Source organism: Oscillibacter sp. PEA192 (assembly GCF_003574015.1).
GTDB lineage: Bacteria > Bacillota > Clostridia > Oscillospirales > Oscillospiraceae > Oscillibacter > Oscillibacter welbionis.
In genome coordinates, this window is sequence record NZ_AP018532.1 from 545439 (window position 1) to 560584 (window position 15146).

Consider the following 15146-nt stretch of genomic DNA (forward strand, 5'->3'; position numbering starts at 1 on the left):
GCAAAAACCAGGCGGCCCGCCGGGATCTCCCGGCGGGCCGCTGCTCAATCGCACAGCTTCGTATTCACATAGTCATAGAACCGATAGGTGAGCCCGTTCTCCGTCACCGGCTCGCTGACGGCTCTTACAGTCCAGCCGGGCAGCTTGTCCAGATTGGGAAAGAAGGAGTCCGCGCCCTCCGCGGCGGCGTCCACCCGGGTCACGTAAGCCCGTGCGCATTGGGAGAGCAGAGCGGCGTAGATGCTGCCGCCGCCGATGACCCACAGCTGGTCCGGCGGGGTACCGGCTGTGGCCTCCCGCATGGCCGCCAGACTGGAGACGGTCTCCGCCCCCTCCCGGGAAAAGTCCGGGCAGTGGGTGATGACGATGTTCCGCCGCTTGGGCAGGGGCCGCCCGCCGGGAAAGGAGTCCAGCGTCCGGCGGCCCAGGATGACCGTGCCCCCCAGGGTGAGGGAGCGAAAGCGCTTCATGTCCGTAGGCAGGGAGAAGAGCAGATCATTGTCCCGGCCGATGGCCCAGTTTTGATCGACGACGACGATGGCATTCACAGCGCAGGCCTCCTCAAATAGCGATGGGGATCTGGTCCTCGAAGGGGGCGGGGATGTAGTCCTCCAGGGAGAAGCTGTCCCGGGTAAAGGCGTAGAAGTCCGTCACGGACGGGTCCATCCGGAACACCGGCGCCGGGGACGGCGTCTGGGCCAGCATCTTTTCAATGATGGGCACATGGCGGTCGTAGATATGGGCGTCCGCGATCACGTGGACCAGTTCGCCGGGCACCAGGCCGCTGACCTGGGCCAGCATGTGGACCAGCACCGCGTACTGCACTACATTCCAGTTGTTGGCGGCCAGCATGTCCTGGCTCCGCTGGTTCAAAATGGCGTTGAGGACATTCCCGGAGACGTTGAAGGTCATGGACCAGGCGCAGGGGTACAGATTCATCTCATGGAGATCCTGGTGGTTGTAGAGACTGGTGAGGATGCGGCGGGAGGCGGGGTTGTGCTTCAGGTCGTACAGCACCCGGTCCACCTGGTCCATCTCCCCTTCGGGATACTGGTGCTTGATGGAGAGCTGATAGCCATAGGCCTTGCCGATGGAGCCGTCCGGATCCGCCCACTCATCCCAGATGTGGCCGTTCAGGTCGTGGATGTTGTTGGACTTCTTCTGCCAGATCCACAGCAGTTCGTCCACCGCGGTCTTCCAGTAGGTCCGGCGGAGGGTCAGGATGGGGAACTCCTCCTGAAGGTCATAGCGGTTGACGATCCCGAATTTTTTCACAGTGTGGGCGGGAGTACCGTCCTCCCAATGGGGACGGACGGGCAGGTCTGTGTCCCAGACCCCGTGGTCCAGAATGTCCCGGCAGTTTTGCAGAAAGAGCGCATCGGCACGGCTCATGGGGGTCCCTCCTCAGCGTTGGGTATTTTTTTCAGTATAGCAAATCCGGGAGAAAAACACAATCGGCAGATGAAGCCCCGGCCGCCAAATTGGGGGCGTCTTTTCCTGTGCCTGTTGTGAAAATCGGCTATGTGTGGTAGAATACCTGCAAAACGGGCCCTGCCTCATCGGGCGCGGCGCCCGGTTCCACGGCCGAAGAGTGACCCGGCGGATGCTCCGGCGGGCGGAAAAGGAGGCGGGAGATGCCGGACCGGAAGGAGATCAACAAGCGGGGCTATCTAAAGGAGGACTTCCGGCTGTTCCACCTGAAGGACAGCCGGGCCCAGAAGGTGGACTATCACTACCACGCCTTTGACAAGCTGATCCTTCTCCTGGGGGGAAAGGTCACCTATGTGGTGGAGGGCGTCACCTACTTCCTTCAGCCCTGGGACCTGCTGCTGGTGGGACACGACCTGATCCACCGGCCCATCATCGACCCGGCGGAGCCCTATGAGCGGGTGGTGATCTGGCTGGGACGGGAGTGGCTGGAGCGGCGCAGCGACCCCGGCGAGGCGCTGGACACCTGCTTCGACACCACCCGGGAGCGGGGGTTCCACCTGCTGCGCTTCGACGCAGAGCGGCGGCTCCACTATATGCAGCGCATCCAGCAGCTGGAGGAGGCCCTGCGGGACCGGAGCTTCGGCGCCGCCCGCATGGCGGATACCCTCTGCCAGCAGATGCTGATCGACGTGAACCGGGATGTGCTGCGCTCCCGCACCGCCCAGGAGGAGCGGGACAGCTACCGGGTGGACCCCAAGATGGAGGAGGTGCTCCGGTACATTCTGGACCATCTGGGAGAGGAGCTGACGGTGGAGTCCCTCTCCAAGCGGTTTTTCATCAGCCGGTACTATCTGATGCACCGGTTCAAGGCCGTCACCGGCTACACGGTCCACCAGTACATCAGCCAGAAGCGGCTGCTGCGGGCCGGGGAGCTAATCCGCGCCGGCGTGCCGGTGATGAAGGCGGCGGAGCAGGCCGGATTTGAGGAGTATTCCACCTTCCTGCGGGCCTTCCGCGGCACCTTCCACATGAGTCCCCGGGAGTTCCGGTGACGAGGATACGGCAAAAGCCCGCCCGGGGAGCGATCCCCGGGCGGGCTTGCTGTTACTGGGCCTCGCCGGCTGCCAGGCGGAGGATAGCCTCCATGTCCGCGGGCTGGATCTTCACGAAGCCGCCGAAGGGGAAGCCGCCGGGCTTCTCCGCCCGGTGGGCCACCATGTCCGGGATGTCTTTGGCCTTGGCTCCCAGCTCGTCAAAGGTGATGGGCATCCCCAGGGAGTGGAAGAAGAGGCACAGCTTCTCGATGCCCTGGCGGGCGGTGGCCTCCGGGTCCGCAAAGTTCATCTCACAGCCGAAGACCCGCACGGCGAACTGGGCCAGCCGGACGGGATCATGGGGCAGCACGTACTCCATCCAGGCGGGCAGGATCACCGCAAGACCCGCGCCGTGGGCGCAATCGTAGAAGGCGGAGAGCTCATGCTCGATCTGGTGGCTGGCCCAGTCCTGCTCCCGGCCCACGCCGCAGGAGTTGTTGTGGGCCAGCATCCCTGCCCACATCAGGTCCGCCCGGGCGGCGTAGTCATTGGGATCGGCAATGGCCTTGGGGGCCGCGTCCAGCACGGTCTTCAGCAGGGCCTCGCACAGCCGGTCCGTCAGCCCCACGTCGGGAGTGTTGGTGAAGTACCGCTCCATGATGTGGGCCATCATGTCCACCGCGCCGCTGGCGGTCTGGTAGGCAGGCAGGGAGCAGGTGAACCGGGGGTTCAGCACGGCGAATTTCGGGCGGATGACATCCGTCTTGGGGCAGCCCCACTTCAGGTTGCCCCGCTCCTGGGTGATGACGCAGCTGTCGGACCCCTCGCTGCCGGCGGCGGAAATAGTCAGCACCACGCCCACGGGCAGCGTTTTCTCGATCTTGGCGGCGCCGGTGAAGAAATCCCAGAAATCCCCCTTGTACAGCGCGCCGAAGCCGATGGCCTTGGCGGTGTCGATGACACTGCCGCCGCCCAGTGCCAGCAGGAAGTCCGCGCCGGTCCGCCGGACCAGGTCGATGCCCTCGTATACCTTGCCGCTGCGGGGGTTGGCCTGGACGTCGGAGAGCTCTGTAAAGGGGATGCCCGCGGCCTCCAGGGAGGCGGTGACGGCGTCATAGGCGCCGTTGCGGCGGACGGACCCGCCGCCGGTGACCAGCAGTACCCGGCTGCCGCCGAACCGGCGCACCAGCGCGCCGGTGTTTTTCTCTTCTCCATCGCCGAAGGTGAAGAGGGTGGGGGAGTAGAAGGTGAAGTTGTTCATGGATGAAGTTCCTTTCCTTAAAAATTCAACAACATAATCAGTCCCGCTTGGATAGAAGCACCTCAAATACCAGCAGGGCCAGAGCTATCGCCAGCAGGAGAAGCCCCGCTGAGAGAACGGCCCCGCACCAGGTGCTGCGCAGAGCAGTGCCGAAGCGGCCGAAATCGGTGTACCACTGGTCTGCGGTCAGTGCATGATAGACAGCTCCGGTCAGCCCTGTCAAGGCGGCTGCTGTTCCTGCGAAGGCCAGAGGCGGAGAGATCACCCGGAGACTCCACCGCCACAGTGGAAGAGACAGGAAGTCGGACGCATCATCAGCCTTGGCATTCTCCCCCAGCAGTTCATCGGCGGAGATGCCGAAGACGCGGCACAATTGGAGAAGCTTTTCCGCATCAGGAAGGACCTCGCCGCTCTCCCAGCGGCTGACGTCCTGCGTGGAGACGCCCAGCCGCTCTGCCAGAATCTCCTGAGAGAGGTGGGCAGCCAGCCGCCTCTGGGTGATTTTTTCGCCGATGGTCATGGGAAAACTCCTTTCGCAAATAGCTTTCGTATATCACTGGCCTGCCCCGGCGGACTGCTTAATATCCCCGGTTCCGGTCCACCAGTCCCGCCAGCGGGCGCCCGGCGGCGTAGTTCTCCAGATCGGCACAGAAGCGGGCTACGTTTTCGTCGCAGGTGTAGCCCAGGGTCATGTTGCCGGAGACGTGGGGGGTGAGAATGATGTTCCGGGCGTCCCACAGAGGATCGTCCTGGGGCAGAGGCTCCGGGTCCATCACGTCCAGGGCGGCGCCTGCCAGCTTTCCGCTGTTCAGGGCCTCCGCCAGGGCCTTCTGGTCCAGAGCGGTGCCACGGCCCACGTTGATGACGCAGGCGTCGGCGGGCAGCAGGGCGATCCGCTCCCGGTTCAGGATGTGAACGGTCTCCGGCGTGCTGGGCAGGGCCATCACCAGGATTTTTGTGCGGGGCAGCACGTCGTCCAGAGCGGAGATGGGATACACCTCGTCGAAGGCGGGGTGGGGCTTTCCGCTGCGGCTGAGACCCACGATCTTCGCGGCCCCCATGCCCCGCAGCCGGTCCGCCACATGGCGTCCGATATCCCCGGTGCCCAGGATGGTGAATTCGTTGTCCCGGATGGAGCGGACGGGCAACTGATTGGACCAGCCGTGGCCTCGGACGATTTCGATGTACTCCGGCATCCGCCGCAGCAGCATCAGGGTCACCATCACCACATGCTCGGCGATGGTAACGCCGTAGACGTTGGAGTTGGTCAGCAGGCAGTCCGGGTTGGCGAACAGGCCAGGGTCCTTGCAGTAGAGGTCCACCCCGGCAAAGGAGCAGCAGTACCACTTCAGCGTAGCGGGAGCGGCGCGCAGAAGGTCAGCGGAATGGGCGTACAGAACCTCGCAGTGCTGGAGGCAGTCCTTCGCCTCCTCAAACTGGTCCAGGTTGAAGAAATGGGGGGTGAAGCCCGTCCGGCGGGCGGTCTCCCGGATCCGGTCCTTGTGGGCTTCCGTGAGGAATTCCTGATAGATGCAGATATTGCGATTCATAAACAATCAGACTCCTTTTGAATGGATTGACAGAGTTGCTCGGCACAGTGCATCCCATCCGCGGCGGCGGAGAGGATGCCGCCGGCATAGCCGGCTCCCTCGCCGCAGGGGTACAGGCCCCGGAGAGAGGACTGGCAGGTCCCATCCCGTGGGATGCGCACAGGGGAGGAGGAACGGCTCTCCACCGCCGTCAGGACGGCGTCCGGATCGTCGTAGCCCCGGAGCTTCTGCCCCAGCAGGGGGAGCGCCCCGGCAATGGTATCCGCCACGAAGGGCGGCAGGCACCGGCGCAGGTCCGTCCAGGTGACGCCGGGGCGGTAGCTGGGGTGCACTCGGCCTGGGCCGACGGAGGGGCGCCCCGCCAGAAAGTCCCCCACCCGCTGGGCCGGGGCCCGGTAGTCCCCACCCCCCAGAGCGTAGGCTGCAGACTCCAGCTTCCGCTGGAAGGCGATACCCGCCAGGGGATCTTCCGCCCCGCCATAGTCCTCTGGCGTCACGTTCACCAGTAGGCCGCCATTGATATTCTCCTTGTCCCGGGCGAATTCGCTCATGCCGTTGGTGACCACCCGCTCCGCCTCAGAAGCGGCCGCCACCACCTCCCCGCCGGGGCAGACGCAGAAGGAGTAGGCCGCCCGGCCGCCGGGCAGATGGCAGGAGAGCTTGTAGGTAGACACCGGAAGCCCGGGATGCCCGGCGTACTGCCGGTATTGGGCGGCGTCGCAGTCCGCCTGCCGGTGTTCGATCCGCACCCCCACGGCGAAGGGCTTGGCCTCCATGGGCACACCCCTTTTATGGAGCATGGCGAAGGTGTCCCGGGCGGAGTGCCCTGGGCAGAGGAGCAGGTGGGAGCAGGGAAGGGTATAAACGCCCTCCGGCCCCTCCGCGGTGATGCCCCGCAGGGCGCCGTCCCGGATGTCCAGATCCGCCAGCCGGCTCTCAAACCGGATGTCCGTTCCCAGTTCCAGCAGACGGCGGCGCAGGTTTACCAGAACGGTGTGGAGATAATCCGTGCCCACATGGGGTTTGGCATCGATCAAAATATCCTCCGGAGCGCCGCAGGATAACAACGTCTCCAGGATAAAGCGGTGGCGGGGGTCGCGTGTGCCGGTGTTCAGCTTCCCGTCCGAGAAGGCTCCTGCGCCGCCCTCGCCGAATTGGACATTGGAGGTCAGGTCCAGCTCTCCCGTGGCCCAGAACCGTTCCACATCCGCCTTCCGCCGCTCCACCGGGCGGCCCCGCTCCAGCAGGATGGGGCGCAGCCCCGCCTGGGCCAGCACCAGGGCGGCGAAGAGCCCCGCGGGCCCGGCGCCCACCACCACGGGAGGCACCGCCGGCGCAGGCAGGGGAGACGGCGGCGTGTACGCCGGGGCCTGTGCGGCCCGGCTGATCTTCCGGCTCCTGGCTCGGCGGAGAATAGCGGACTCCTCCTTGACCGCGACCTCCACCGTGTAGACCAGGCGGACTTCTTCCCGGGCGTCCACACTGCGGCGGAGTAAGCGCAGGGAGAGAATGTCCTTCTCCCGCATCCGGAGCAGCCGGGCGGCCTCAGCGGCCAGCTCCGCCATGCCGGCCTCCGGCGGGAGCTTGATGGAATCGATTCTTAACACCTTGTTCAAAGTTCCTTTCAGATGTGTTTAAGATAAGCATACTATACTTCAGTCAAAGGTTCAAGGAAGAGCCCCTGAAAAGCTTCCGGTTTTTTCCGGAGCGCCGTCCAGGACAATTCAAAAATTGGAATCAGAAACTTCATACTTTTGACACGATCCCATGTTATCCTCTGTTCTAAACAATGGATGAGCGGGATACATAATAGGAGGCAATCATTATGTATAACGACGAACACAATCTCTATCACTACACCTACCGGAAGGACGGCAGCGAGGCGGAGGCGCATTCGGCTCCCCAGCCCGGCCCGGTACAGGACCATAACAGCGGGCCGCAGCAGCCCGTGCAGGAGATGAAGCCTGTGAAGAAAAACCGCATTGGACTGAAGGTGACGGCCCTGGCCCTGTGCTGCGCCCTGCTGGGCGGCGCCGTGGGCGGCGGCATTGTCTGGGGCGTCGGCAGAAGCGGCGACGAGACCTCGGTCAACGTCAGCGGCCGCACCGTCAGTCAGGTCGCACTGAAAACCGTGGACGGCAAGACGGCGATGAGCGACGCGGAGGTTTACGCCGCCAATGTCAACAGCGTGGTGTCTATCAATGTCACCGGGACCAACAGCAACAACTTCTTCGGTCAGCCGGTACAAACGGCATCCTCCGGCTCCGGCTTTATTCTCACCACGGATGGCTATATTGTCACCAACTACCATGTGGTGGAGGATGCCCAGACCGTGAAGGTCACCCTGTACAACGGCGATGAATACGACGCCCAGTATGTGGGCGGGGATGAGGACTACGACATCGCGGTCATCAAGATCGAGGCCTCCGGCCTGCAGGCCGTCACCCTGGGCGACAGTGAGAAGCTGAATGTGGGCGACCGGGTTCTGGCCATTGGCAACCCCCTGGGGGACCTGACGTTCTCCATGAGCGGCGGCATGGTCTCCAGCGTGAACCGCACCATCAACGTGGACGGCACGCCCTTCAATATGATCCAGACCGATACCTCCATCAACCCCGGCAACTCCGGTGGTCCGCTGCTGAACAGCTACGGCGAGGTGGTGGGTATCGTGTCCGCCAAATACTCCAGCTACGGCAGCTCCGGCGAGAGTGTGGAGGGCTTGGGCTTCGCTATCCCCATCAATGACGTCATCAGCATGATCCAGGACATCATGACCAACGGCTATGTGAGCAACAAGGCCTATCTGGGCGCCACCATCGGCACCCTGACCAGCGGCATGGCCCAGCAGTACCGCTATGACATCAGCCAGGGTGCCTTCGTATACTCTGTGGAGGACGGCAGTCCGGCGGCTGCGGCGGGCCTGCAGCTGGGCGACGTTATCACCGCCATCGACGGCACGGAGATCACCTCCCTGGAGGACCTGACCGCTGCCAAGAAGGGCTATGCGGCCGGCGATACCTCCACACTGACCGTCTACCGCCAGGGTGAGACCATCACTCTGGAGCTGACCTGGGGCGCCGTGTCTGCCGATCAGCAGTCCGCTGTGCAGGGCCAGACGGAGCAGGATCAGAACACCCAGAACGGCGGCGGGTACACCAATCCTTACGACCTCTTCGAGTACTTCTTCGGCTGATGGCGGGAGACTCCCGCAGCCAGAAATAACTCTGCGGCCCGGTGGCGGCTCTGCGGCAGATGCTGCGGAAGGGCAAAAAGCCGCCGGATGCGGCGGGCGGCGGAGATTTCAGATAGAACGAAAAGGGCGCACCGCGGAACCGCGGTGCGCCTTTCCAGTATGGAAGCGGCGTCCATCGAAATGGACGCCGCTTCCGCACTGAATAAAAATGAAGGGAGAGATGGAAAGCAGAATCATTTGGAGGCAGGCTCCTCCTCTTTAGCAGACTGCTTGTTTTTGTGGGCCTTGATGGAGCTGTTGATGCAGCCCAGCGCCAAGACAGCAACGATTGCGAGCATCACATAGCCGCCGACTTCCATGAGAGGACACCTCCTTCCCGATTCGGATTCGAGGATTTATTTACGAAAAGTTGTCATGAATATAAAAATATTAACGGATTCTTAACGACCTCTTAACGATATCTTAGCGCCAATGAGCCAAAAAAGCAAGCCCCTTTTCGGAAAAATTTTTCGCGCTTTCCGAAAGGGGCTCAGTCCAGAAAATATCCCAGGGAGGCAAAGACCTCAGACAGCCGCTGGGGGGCCAGAATCTCGATCCTGCGGTAAGACTGGCGGAGGATGCCGGCCTCCCGAAACTGTTTGAGGATGCGGGTGACGGAGACACGGCTCATACCGGTGATGGCCGCGATCTGCTCGTGGGTGTACGGAATGGAGGGACCGGAGCTGGCGCAGCAGGTGTGCAGGAAATAGGCCACCCGCTTGTCATCCTCCAGAAAGTGGGAACAGCAGATATAGTCGGACAGCATGGTGATCCGCCGCACAAAATGGGCCATCAGGTCCTGGGGAGGATAGCCGTGCTCCTGCCACAGCTTCCAAAAGCGGTCTGCCGCCAGCAGATAGACCTCCGCCGGAGAGATGGCGGACACGCTGACCATGACCTTGGCGTGATACACCAGGGCGCTGCTGCCGAACAGATTGCCGGGTCCCAGGTAAAAGAGGGAGATCTCATCTCCGCTGGGACCGAGGCAGAAGGTGCGGAGCTGCCCCTTGACCAGAAAGCCTGCCTGTGCGGACAGCGCACCCTTTTCCAGCAGGACCTCGCCGCTGCGGTACTGGCGTCTGACGCCGTATTTGACAAAAAGCTCCCCCACGTGGGGGCTGATCTGGATGTCGCCGGACACGGGGCATCCCGCCTCCTTTCCTGAGAGGATTCCATATCAACATCAACAAAAATAGTAGCAGATTTTCTCCCATTCCACAAGATGCATTTGTATCACCTGTTACAATCTGGCCGCCGGCTCTCCCTTTACAATAAGCATATCCCGACTGAGCGGCTCGGTCAGAATGCCGCGCGGCGCGGATCAAAAAGGAGGAGCTGACAATGAAGGATACCATGTGCGGCCTTGTCAAGGAGGTCAACGCCCCGTCCGGCCTGGTCTATCACACTGACCTGTCGATCCCGGAGATCAATGACGATGAAGTCCTCATCAAGGTCCACTGCTCGGCCATCTGCGGCACGGATCTGCACATCATGGAATGGGACGAGTGGTCCCAGAAGCGGATCAAGGCCCCCGTTACCGTGGGCCATGAGACAGCCGGCGAGATCGTGGCGGTGGGAAAAAACGTCACGGAGCGCAAGGTGGGCGACCGGGTGTCCTGCGAGTCCCATATTCCCTGCGGCGAGTGCTATTTCTGCAAGAACGGGATGCCACACATCTGCAAGAACGTGAAGCTGTTCGGCTGCACCCAGAACGGAGCCTTCGCCGAATACGCCAAGATCCGCTGGGACTGCACGTTCCTGTTGGAGGATGACGTCACCGACGAGGCGGCCTGCATGTTCGAGCCCATGGGCGCTGGGATTCACGGCGTGGAGGCGGCGGAGGTCAACGGAAAGACCGTGCTGGTCAGCGGCTGCGGCCCCATCGGTCTGACAGCCATCAGCGCCAGCAAGACCTTCGGCGCTGTCAAGGTCATCGCCTGCGACCTGATCGATGAGAAGCTGGAGGTGGCCAAGAAGATGGGCGCCGACGCGGTGCTCAACAGCGCCAAGTGCGACCTGCCGGCGGAGGTCAGGACTCTGACCGGCGGCGTGGGCGTGGACGCGGCCATCGACATCACCGGCGCGGAGCCCGCCCTCAACAGCGCCCTCAAGTGCCTGCGGGCTGCGGGCCGTCTGGTGTGCGTGGGACTGCCCACCAAGCCCATCACCTTCCACGACATGACCGACGACCTGGTCTATCGGGAGGTCCAGCTGACCGGCGTCTCCGGACGGAAGATCTGGGAGACCTGGGAGGACTTCGCCAAGGTCATGAAGGGACCCTATTTCAAGCTGGATCAGGTCATCGGTGGCCGCTTCCCCATGAAGGACTTTGAGGCCGCTCTGGCGCAGATCCACAGCGGCGTGCCCGGCAAGATGATCCTGTATCCCTGATCCCGCCCCGCAGAACAGGCAGGAGGAGACTGTGCCCATTCTGCGGCGGACCCTGACCCGGCCCGGAGATGCTGAACGATCCTGAAACACCCCCGCCGCATCGCGGCGGGGGTGTTCTGCGTCAGTCCGGCAGATGGAAGATATCCTCCACAGGGGTTTTCAGCAGCCGGGCCAGCCGCATGGCCAGCCCCAGGGTGGGATCGTACTTGTTGTTCTCAATGGCGTTGATGGTTTGGCGGGTGACGCCCAGCTCCCGTGCCAGGTCCTCCTGCCGGAGCCCCGCCGCCTTCCGCAGCTCCCGAATCCGGTTTTCCATAGCTCACAGCCCCGCGCACCGCAGCAGCAGGCCGAAGGCCAGCAGGAAGACTACCAGCAGCGGGACATACAGCAGGAAGCTCCTGGCGCCGTCCCGGTCCCCGGCGCGCCATCTCCCCACCTGCAGGGCCAGAAAATACAGGAGATTCTGAAAGATCAACAGGTACATGGGCGCGGTGACGCGGCCGGTCTGGACGCAGTCCCAGATCCCCCATATAAACAGGGCCATCACCGTGAAGAACCAGGCCACCCGGATGGCGTTCAGGGAGAGGTGAAGTTCCATCTCATCCATGTTCCGAAAGAATTTCATAGAACTGCCTCCTTGCTTTGAATTGTCAAGTTCTTTTGACATTTTTAGAATAGTACGGCAGATGCAAAATGTCAATAGTGTTTTACATTTTTGCAAAGAGGATAGAAAAACGTCGGGGAACGCAGGCTGACCCTTGCACTTTTGGGCCTGAAATGGTACAATAATTGTCCGAAAATATCAGCAAGGGAGAGCGCTGCTTTTATGAAATTAGGAATCGTGGGTCTGCCCAATGTGGGCAAATCGACCCTGTTCAACGCCATCACCAACGCCGGCGCCGAGAGCGCCAACTATCCGTTCTGCACCATCGACCCCAACGTGGGCATGGTAGCGGTGCCGGACGAGCGGCTGGACAAGCTGGCGGAGATGTATCAGCCGGATAAGAAGACCCCGGCGGTCATCGAATTCGTGGACATCGCCGGACTGGTGAAGGGCGCCAGCAAGGGCGAGGGCCTGGGCAACAAGTTCCTGGCCAACATCCGGGAGACCGACGCCATCGTCCACGTGGTCCGCTGCTTTGACGACGAGAACGTCATTCACGTGGAGGGCAGCACGGACCCCAGGCGGGACATCGACATCATCAACATGGAGCTGGTGATGGCGGACCTGGAGATGGTCCAGCGCCGGGTGGAGAAGGCCACGAAAGCCCTGAAGGGCGACAAGAAGTTCCAGCATGAGGTGGACGTGTTCACCGCACTGCAGAAGCATCTGGACGGGGGCAATCTGGCCCGGACCTTTGCCTGTGACGAGGACGACGCGGCCCTGATCGCCACCAGTGACCTGCTGACCCTGAAGCCTGTGATCTACGCCGCCAACACCGACGAGGCGGGCTTCGCCGATCTGGAGCATAACCAGTACTACCAGCAGGTGAAGGCCATTGCCGACGCGGAGGACAGCCAGGTGCTGCCCATCTGCGCCAAGATGGAGCAGGACATCGCCGAGCTGGAGGGCGAGGAGAAGCTGATGTTTCTGGAGGAGCTGGGAGTGGAGGAGTCCGGCCTGGACCGGCTCATCAAGTGCTCCTACGCTCTGCTGGGCCTGATCTCCTTCCTGACCTACGGCAAGGACGAGTGCCGGGCCTGGACCATCAAGAAGGGCACCAAGGCCCCCCAAGCCGCCGGCAAGATCCACTCCGACATCGAGCGGGGCTTCATCCGGGCGGAGGTCATCGCCTATGAGGACATGATCGCCTGCGGTAGCGTCAACGCCGCCAAGGAGAAAGGGCTGCTCCGCAGCGAGGGCAAGGAGTATGTGGTTCAGGACGGAGACATGGTCTACTTCCGGTTCAACGTATGATGACGGAGGCGGAGAGACTGGCGGCCTATGACCGCATGTACGCCGACCTGCTGAAGGAACGGGACAAGGTCCTGGCGGACATGGACAAGCTCCGCGCCGCGGGAAGGAATCGGGGAACCACCTACCAGCAGCTGCTGGCCCAGAAGCTGACGGTTCAGAACCTGATCGGCCGGTTTGAGATCTACGGAATCAAAGAAGCGTGAGGGACAGGCAGGCGCAAACGCGCCTGCCTGTTTTGCCTGCGGAGAGGGATCTCCTGACGGCAGGCCGGACAGGGGCCGGCCTCATGGGCAAAAGGGACCGGGCGTCTGGCAGGACAGCATTCCATATAGCGGGCGGCCGTCCGCTGTCCGGCAGAAAAATTCCCAGGGGGAAACATTTCGGCCCGCCCCGGCGTATATAGGTTGAAAGCGCTTTTCAAACGAGAGAAAGGAGGCATTGCATGGAAGAGGCTGAAATCCTGCTGCGCAATGCCATGGAACACCACGGTGCCGCCGTCTACCGGCTGGCCCTGTGCCGGATGCAGAGCGTCCAGGACGCAGGGGACGTGTACCAGGACGTGTTTCTCCGGCTGCTGGGCCAGGAGGCATCTGCCTGGGACGGGGAGCATCTGCGGGCCTGGCTGCTGCGGTGCACGGTGAACCGGTGCCATGACCTGCACCGCTTCCGCCTGCGGCGTCCGGTGCTGGCGCTGGCGGACCTGCCGGAGACGGCCGCGGAAGCGGACAGCGGCGCCGCAGAGCTGTGGGACGCAGTGGCCCGCCTGCCGGAAAAGCTGCGCGTCCCCATCCACCTGTATTATGCCGAGGGGTATTCCACGGAGGAGATCGCCGGGCTGCTGGACATTCCGGCGGCCACGGTCCGCACCCGGCTCCGCCGGGCCCGAAAAAGACTCAAAGACCTGCTGGGAGGAGACGACCATGAAGAAGAACGACTATCAGAATTTGATGGAGCATATCCAGCCCCCCGCCGGGCTGAATGACCGGGTGCTGTCCGCCGCCCGGCAGACGGCGGGAGCGCAGAAGGAGACGACCGGCCCCAAACATCTGGCGCCCGGAAAGCGGCGCCCGGTGCTCCGGGCGGCAGTATGCGCCGCCTGTGCACTGGCGCTGGTGGTAGGTTCTGTAACGCTGGGGCCCATTGGCGGCGGAGAGCCCGGAGAGAGCGGCGCGCCGGTAACAGCCCTGCCCAGCTTCTCCTTCGGCCTGACGGCCTATGCCGCCGACACGGGGGAGCGTTACGAGGCGAACGCCAACGGGGGGCTGGCCTTCAGTACAGCCGGTCAAGTCTCCTGGTCTGCCGAGGACGGCCACTACACCGGCTGTCTGTTCCAGGTGACAGGGGAGAACATTCGAACTATTTCCCTTGCCATTGACCGAGAGGCGCTGTACCGCAGCAGAACTCTGACCAACCTCTCCAGAGAAGAGGTGCAGAACTATCTCGATGCCGAGGCCAACGGCACGGAGTACCGGCTTTCCAGCGGCGAAGGAGTGATCCATGCCGTTTATGGCGAGGAGGAAGAGGGGCCCCTGACCATGGAGGTGGTGACGGATCTGGGCGCTGCCGTCACGGAGGGCTATGACCCGGAGGTGCGCTATGGATTCCTGATTCCGGACACCGGCGATATCGACTGGGACAGGGATCCCCGGGTGGCGAATCAGGAGAGCATCGACCGGATGGACGGCGCCCGGCTGACGGTGACGGTGACCTTCACTGACGGTTCGGAGCAGACCAAGACCTACACGCTGTCCACAGGGCGGCTGAAGGTGGAATATGACGCAAACAGCCCCGGCGGGATCCTCCTGCCCCAGCTGGCCGGTGATGAAGACCCGTGGCTCTACGGCGTCTATGCGGTGGATGAGACGGCCAGCCGTTTCCTCCAGTGGCCGGTGCAGGGAGCCAACACCATCAGCCTCTCCAACCCCTATGGTACCCCCCGGTGGCAGCCGGGCGGCAAGACCTGTGAAACTCACACCGGAATCGACATTGCCGCGCCGGAGGGCGAGGCAGTCCTGGCCGCAGCGGGCGGCACTGTGGTGGAGTCCGGCTATGACGTGGAGCGAGGCAATTATGTGGTGATCGACCACGGGGACGGCCTTTCTACCCTATATGGCCAGTGCCGGGACTTTACGGTGGAGGAGGGCGACACCGTCCGGGCCGGGGAGATGATCGGTGCCGTGGGGAAGACCGGCATGGCAACAGGGGCCCATCTCCACTTTGAGGTCCGCCAGGACGGAGAGCCCCAGAACCCGGTGGCCTATTTTGACAGCGACGTGCGGGACACCCTCCGCATGGGCTGACCGGTCCTCTGTGAAAAGAACAGTGAGCG

Annotated in this window: 17 protein-coding genes; 7 read left to right on the forward strand and 10 right to left on the reverse strand. The window is 62.9% G+C overall.

Translation table 11 applies throughout. The features are described from left to right. Positions 1–44: 44 nt before the first annotated feature. Together DN611_RS02630 and thyA are read right to left on the reverse strand one after the other, a co-directional pair. Positions 45–548 carry a dihydrofolate reductase gene (locus DN611_RS02630; protein ID WP_021749675.1) on the reverse strand — a complete coding sequence of 168 codons (504 nt, stop codon included), beginning with the start codon at positions 546–548 and terminating at the stop codon, positions 45–47. Between the two features lie 13 nt (positions 549–561). After that, entirely contained in the window at positions 562–1392 is an 831-nt protein-coding gene (gene thyA / locus DN611_RS02635; RefSeq protein ID WP_021749676.1) for a thymidylate synthase, read from the reverse strand. 242 nt (positions 1393–1634) lie between these two features. On the opposite strand from thyA, the gene DN611_RS02640 reads away from it, so the two are divergent. Beyond that, a complete protein-coding gene (locus tag DN611_RS02640; RefSeq protein ID WP_021749678.1) occupies positions 1635–2483 on the forward strand; it encodes an AraC family transcriptional regulator in 849 nt (282 codons plus the stop codon). A gap of 52 nt (positions 2484–2535) precedes the next feature. Here the strand turns inward: DN611_RS02640 and DN611_RS02645 are convergent, their stop codons facing one another. From DN611_RS02645 to DN611_RS02660, 4 genes are read right to left on the reverse strand one after another with little or no spacing between them, the layout of a single operon-like run. Further along, the gene (locus DN611_RS02645) at positions 2536–3726 is read right to left on the reverse strand and encodes an iron-containing alcohol dehydrogenase (protein ID WP_025544551.1); all 1191 of its coding nucleotides are present in this window, start codon (positions 3724–3726) and stop codon (positions 2536–2538) included. Positions 3727–3763: 37 nt separating this feature from the next. Further along, positions 3764–4246: a helix-turn-helix domain-containing protein gene (locus tag DN611_RS02650; RefSeq protein WP_021749681.1), complete on the reverse strand. Its 483-nt coding sequence runs from the start codon at positions 4244–4246 to the stop codon at positions 3764–3766. Positions 4247–4304: 58 nt separating this feature from the next. Then, positions 4305–5276 (reverse strand): D-2-hydroxyacid dehydrogenase, encoded by a 972-nt coding sequence (locus tag DN611_RS02655; protein ID WP_119310580.1) that lies wholly within the window; start codon positions 5274–5276, stop codon positions 4305–4307. Next, positions 5273–6883, reverse strand: a complete 1611-nt coding sequence (locus DN611_RS02660) for an NAD(P)/FAD-dependent oxidoreductase (RefSeq protein ID WP_119311875.1) — start codon at positions 6881–6883, stop codon at positions 5273–5275. The genes DN611_RS02655 and DN611_RS02660 overlap by 4 nt, the downstream gene beginning before the upstream one ends. 218 nt (positions 6884–7101) lie before the next feature. Between DN611_RS02660 and DN611_RS02665 the strand changes: the two genes are divergently transcribed. Then, complete coding sequence (locus tag DN611_RS02665) at positions 7102–8469, forward strand: S1C family serine protease (protein ID WP_021749685.1); 1368 nt, start codon at positions 7102–7104, stop codon at positions 8467–8469. A 233-nt stretch (positions 8470–8702) separates the two neighbouring features. On the opposite strand, the gene DN611_RS16925 is transcribed toward DN611_RS02665, so the two are convergent. Next, on the reverse strand, positions 8703–8828 hold the full coding sequence (locus DN611_RS16925; RefSeq protein ID WP_256264416.1) for a hypothetical protein: 126 nt from the start codon (positions 8826–8828) through the stop codon (positions 8703–8705). Positions 8829–8998: 170 nt separating this feature from the next. After that, entirely contained in the window at positions 8999–9649 is a 651-nt protein-coding gene (locus DN611_RS02670; RefSeq protein ID WP_021749687.1) for a Crp/Fnr family transcriptional regulator, read from the reverse strand. Between the two features lie 200 nt (positions 9650–9849). Here DN611_RS02670 and DN611_RS02675 point away from each other — a divergent pair, with 200 nt between their 5' ends. Further along, entirely contained in the window at positions 9850–10899 is a 1050-nt protein-coding gene (locus tag DN611_RS02675; protein ID WP_021749688.1) for a zinc-binding dehydrogenase, read from the forward strand. A 121-nt stretch (positions 10900–11020) separates the two neighbouring features. Here DN611_RS02675 and DN611_RS02680 read toward each other — a convergent pair whose 3' ends face one another. Then, positions 11021–11215 carry a helix-turn-helix transcriptional regulator gene (locus DN611_RS02680; RefSeq protein ID WP_021749689.1) on the reverse strand — a complete coding sequence of 65 codons (195 nt, stop codon included), beginning with the start codon at positions 11213–11215 and terminating at the stop codon, positions 11021–11023. Between the two features lie 3 nt (positions 11216–11218). Next, positions 11219–11524 (reverse strand): hypothetical protein, encoded by a 306-nt coding sequence (locus DN611_RS02685; RefSeq protein ID WP_119310581.1) that lies wholly within the window; start codon positions 11522–11524, stop codon positions 11219–11221. 201 nt (positions 11525–11725) lie between these two features. On the opposite strand from DN611_RS02685, the gene ychF reads away from it, so the two are divergent. The 4 genes from ychF (at position 11726) to DN611_RS02705 (ending at position 15117) form a co-directional block, all read left to right on the forward strand. Continuing rightward, complete coding sequence (gene ychF / locus DN611_RS02690; RefSeq protein WP_119310582.1) at positions 11726–12817, forward strand: redox-regulated ATPase YchF; 1092 nt, start codon at positions 11726–11728, stop codon at positions 12815–12817. Next, positions 12814–13020 (forward strand): hypothetical protein, encoded by a 207-nt coding sequence (locus DN611_RS02695; protein ID WP_021749692.1) that lies wholly within the window; start codon positions 12814–12816, stop codon positions 13018–13020. The genes ychF and DN611_RS02695 overlap by 4 nt, the downstream gene beginning before the upstream one ends. Positions 13021–13259: 239 nt before the next feature. Continuing rightward, positions 13260–13799: an RNA polymerase sigma factor gene (locus tag DN611_RS02700; protein ID WP_119310583.1), complete on the forward strand. Its 540-nt coding sequence runs from the start codon at positions 13260–13262 to the stop codon at positions 13797–13799. Beyond that, the gene (locus tag DN611_RS02705; RefSeq protein WP_160117393.1) at positions 13738–15117 is read left to right on the forward strand and encodes a M23 family metallopeptidase; all 1380 of its coding nucleotides are present in this window, start codon (positions 13738–13740) and stop codon (positions 15115–15117) included. Before DN611_RS02700 ends, DN611_RS02705 begins: the two co-directional genes overlap by 62 nt. The last annotated feature ends 29 nt before the right edge of the window (positions 15118–15146 follow it).

Excerpts from the sequence above, each read along its gene's own strand:
- thyA (WP_021749676.1), bottom strand. The coding sequence starts at position 1,392 with ATGAGCCGTGCCGATGCGCTCTTTCTGCAAAACTGCCGGGACATTCTG.
- DN611_RS02640 (WP_021749678.1), top strand. The coding sequence starts at position 1,635 with ATGCCGGACCGGAAGGAGATCAACAAGCGGGGCTATCTAAAGGAGGAC.
- DN611_RS02645 (WP_025544551.1), bottom strand. The coding sequence starts at position 3,726 with ATGAACAACTTCACCTTCTACTCCCCCACCCTCTTCACCTTCGGCGAT.
- DN611_RS02650 (WP_021749681.1), bottom strand. The coding sequence starts at position 4,246 with ATGACCATCGGCGAAAAAATCACCCAGAGGCGGCTGGCTGCCCACCTC.
- DN611_RS02655 (WP_119310580.1), bottom strand. The coding sequence starts at position 5,276 with ATGAATCGCAATATCTGCATCTATCAGGAATTCCTCACGGAAGCCCAC.
- DN611_RS02665 (WP_021749685.1), top strand. The coding sequence starts at position 7,102 with ATGTATAACGACGAACACAATCTCTATCACTACACCTACCGGAAGGAC.
- DN611_RS16925 (WP_256264416.1), bottom strand. The coding sequence starts at position 8,828 with ATGGAAGTCGGCGGCTATGTGATGCTCGCAATCGTTGCTGTCTTGGCG.
- DN611_RS02675 (WP_021749688.1), top strand. The coding sequence starts at position 9,850 with ATGAAGGATACCATGTGCGGCCTTGTCAAGGAGGTCAACGCCCCGTCC.
- DN611_RS02680 (WP_021749689.1), bottom strand. The coding sequence starts at position 11,215 with ATGGAAAACCGGATTCGGGAGCTGCGGAAGGCGGCGGGGCTCCGGCAG.
- DN611_RS02685 (WP_119310581.1), bottom strand. The coding sequence starts at position 11,524 with ATGAAATTCTTTCGGAACATGGATGAGATGGAACTTCACCTCTCCCTG.
- ychF (WP_119310582.1), top strand. The coding sequence starts at position 11,726 with ATGAAATTAGGAATCGTGGGTCTGCCCAATGTGGGCAAATCGACCCTG.
- DN611_RS02695 (WP_021749692.1), top strand. The coding sequence starts at position 12,814 with ATGATGACGGAGGCGGAGAGACTGGCGGCCTATGACCGCATGTACGCC.
- DN611_RS02700 (WP_119310583.1), top strand. The coding sequence starts at position 13,260 with ATGGAAGAGGCTGAAATCCTGCTGCGCAATGCCATGGAACACCACGGT.
- DN611_RS02705 (WP_160117393.1), top strand. The coding sequence starts at position 13,738 with ATGAAGAAGAACGACTATCAGAATTTGATGGAGCATATCCAGCCCCCC.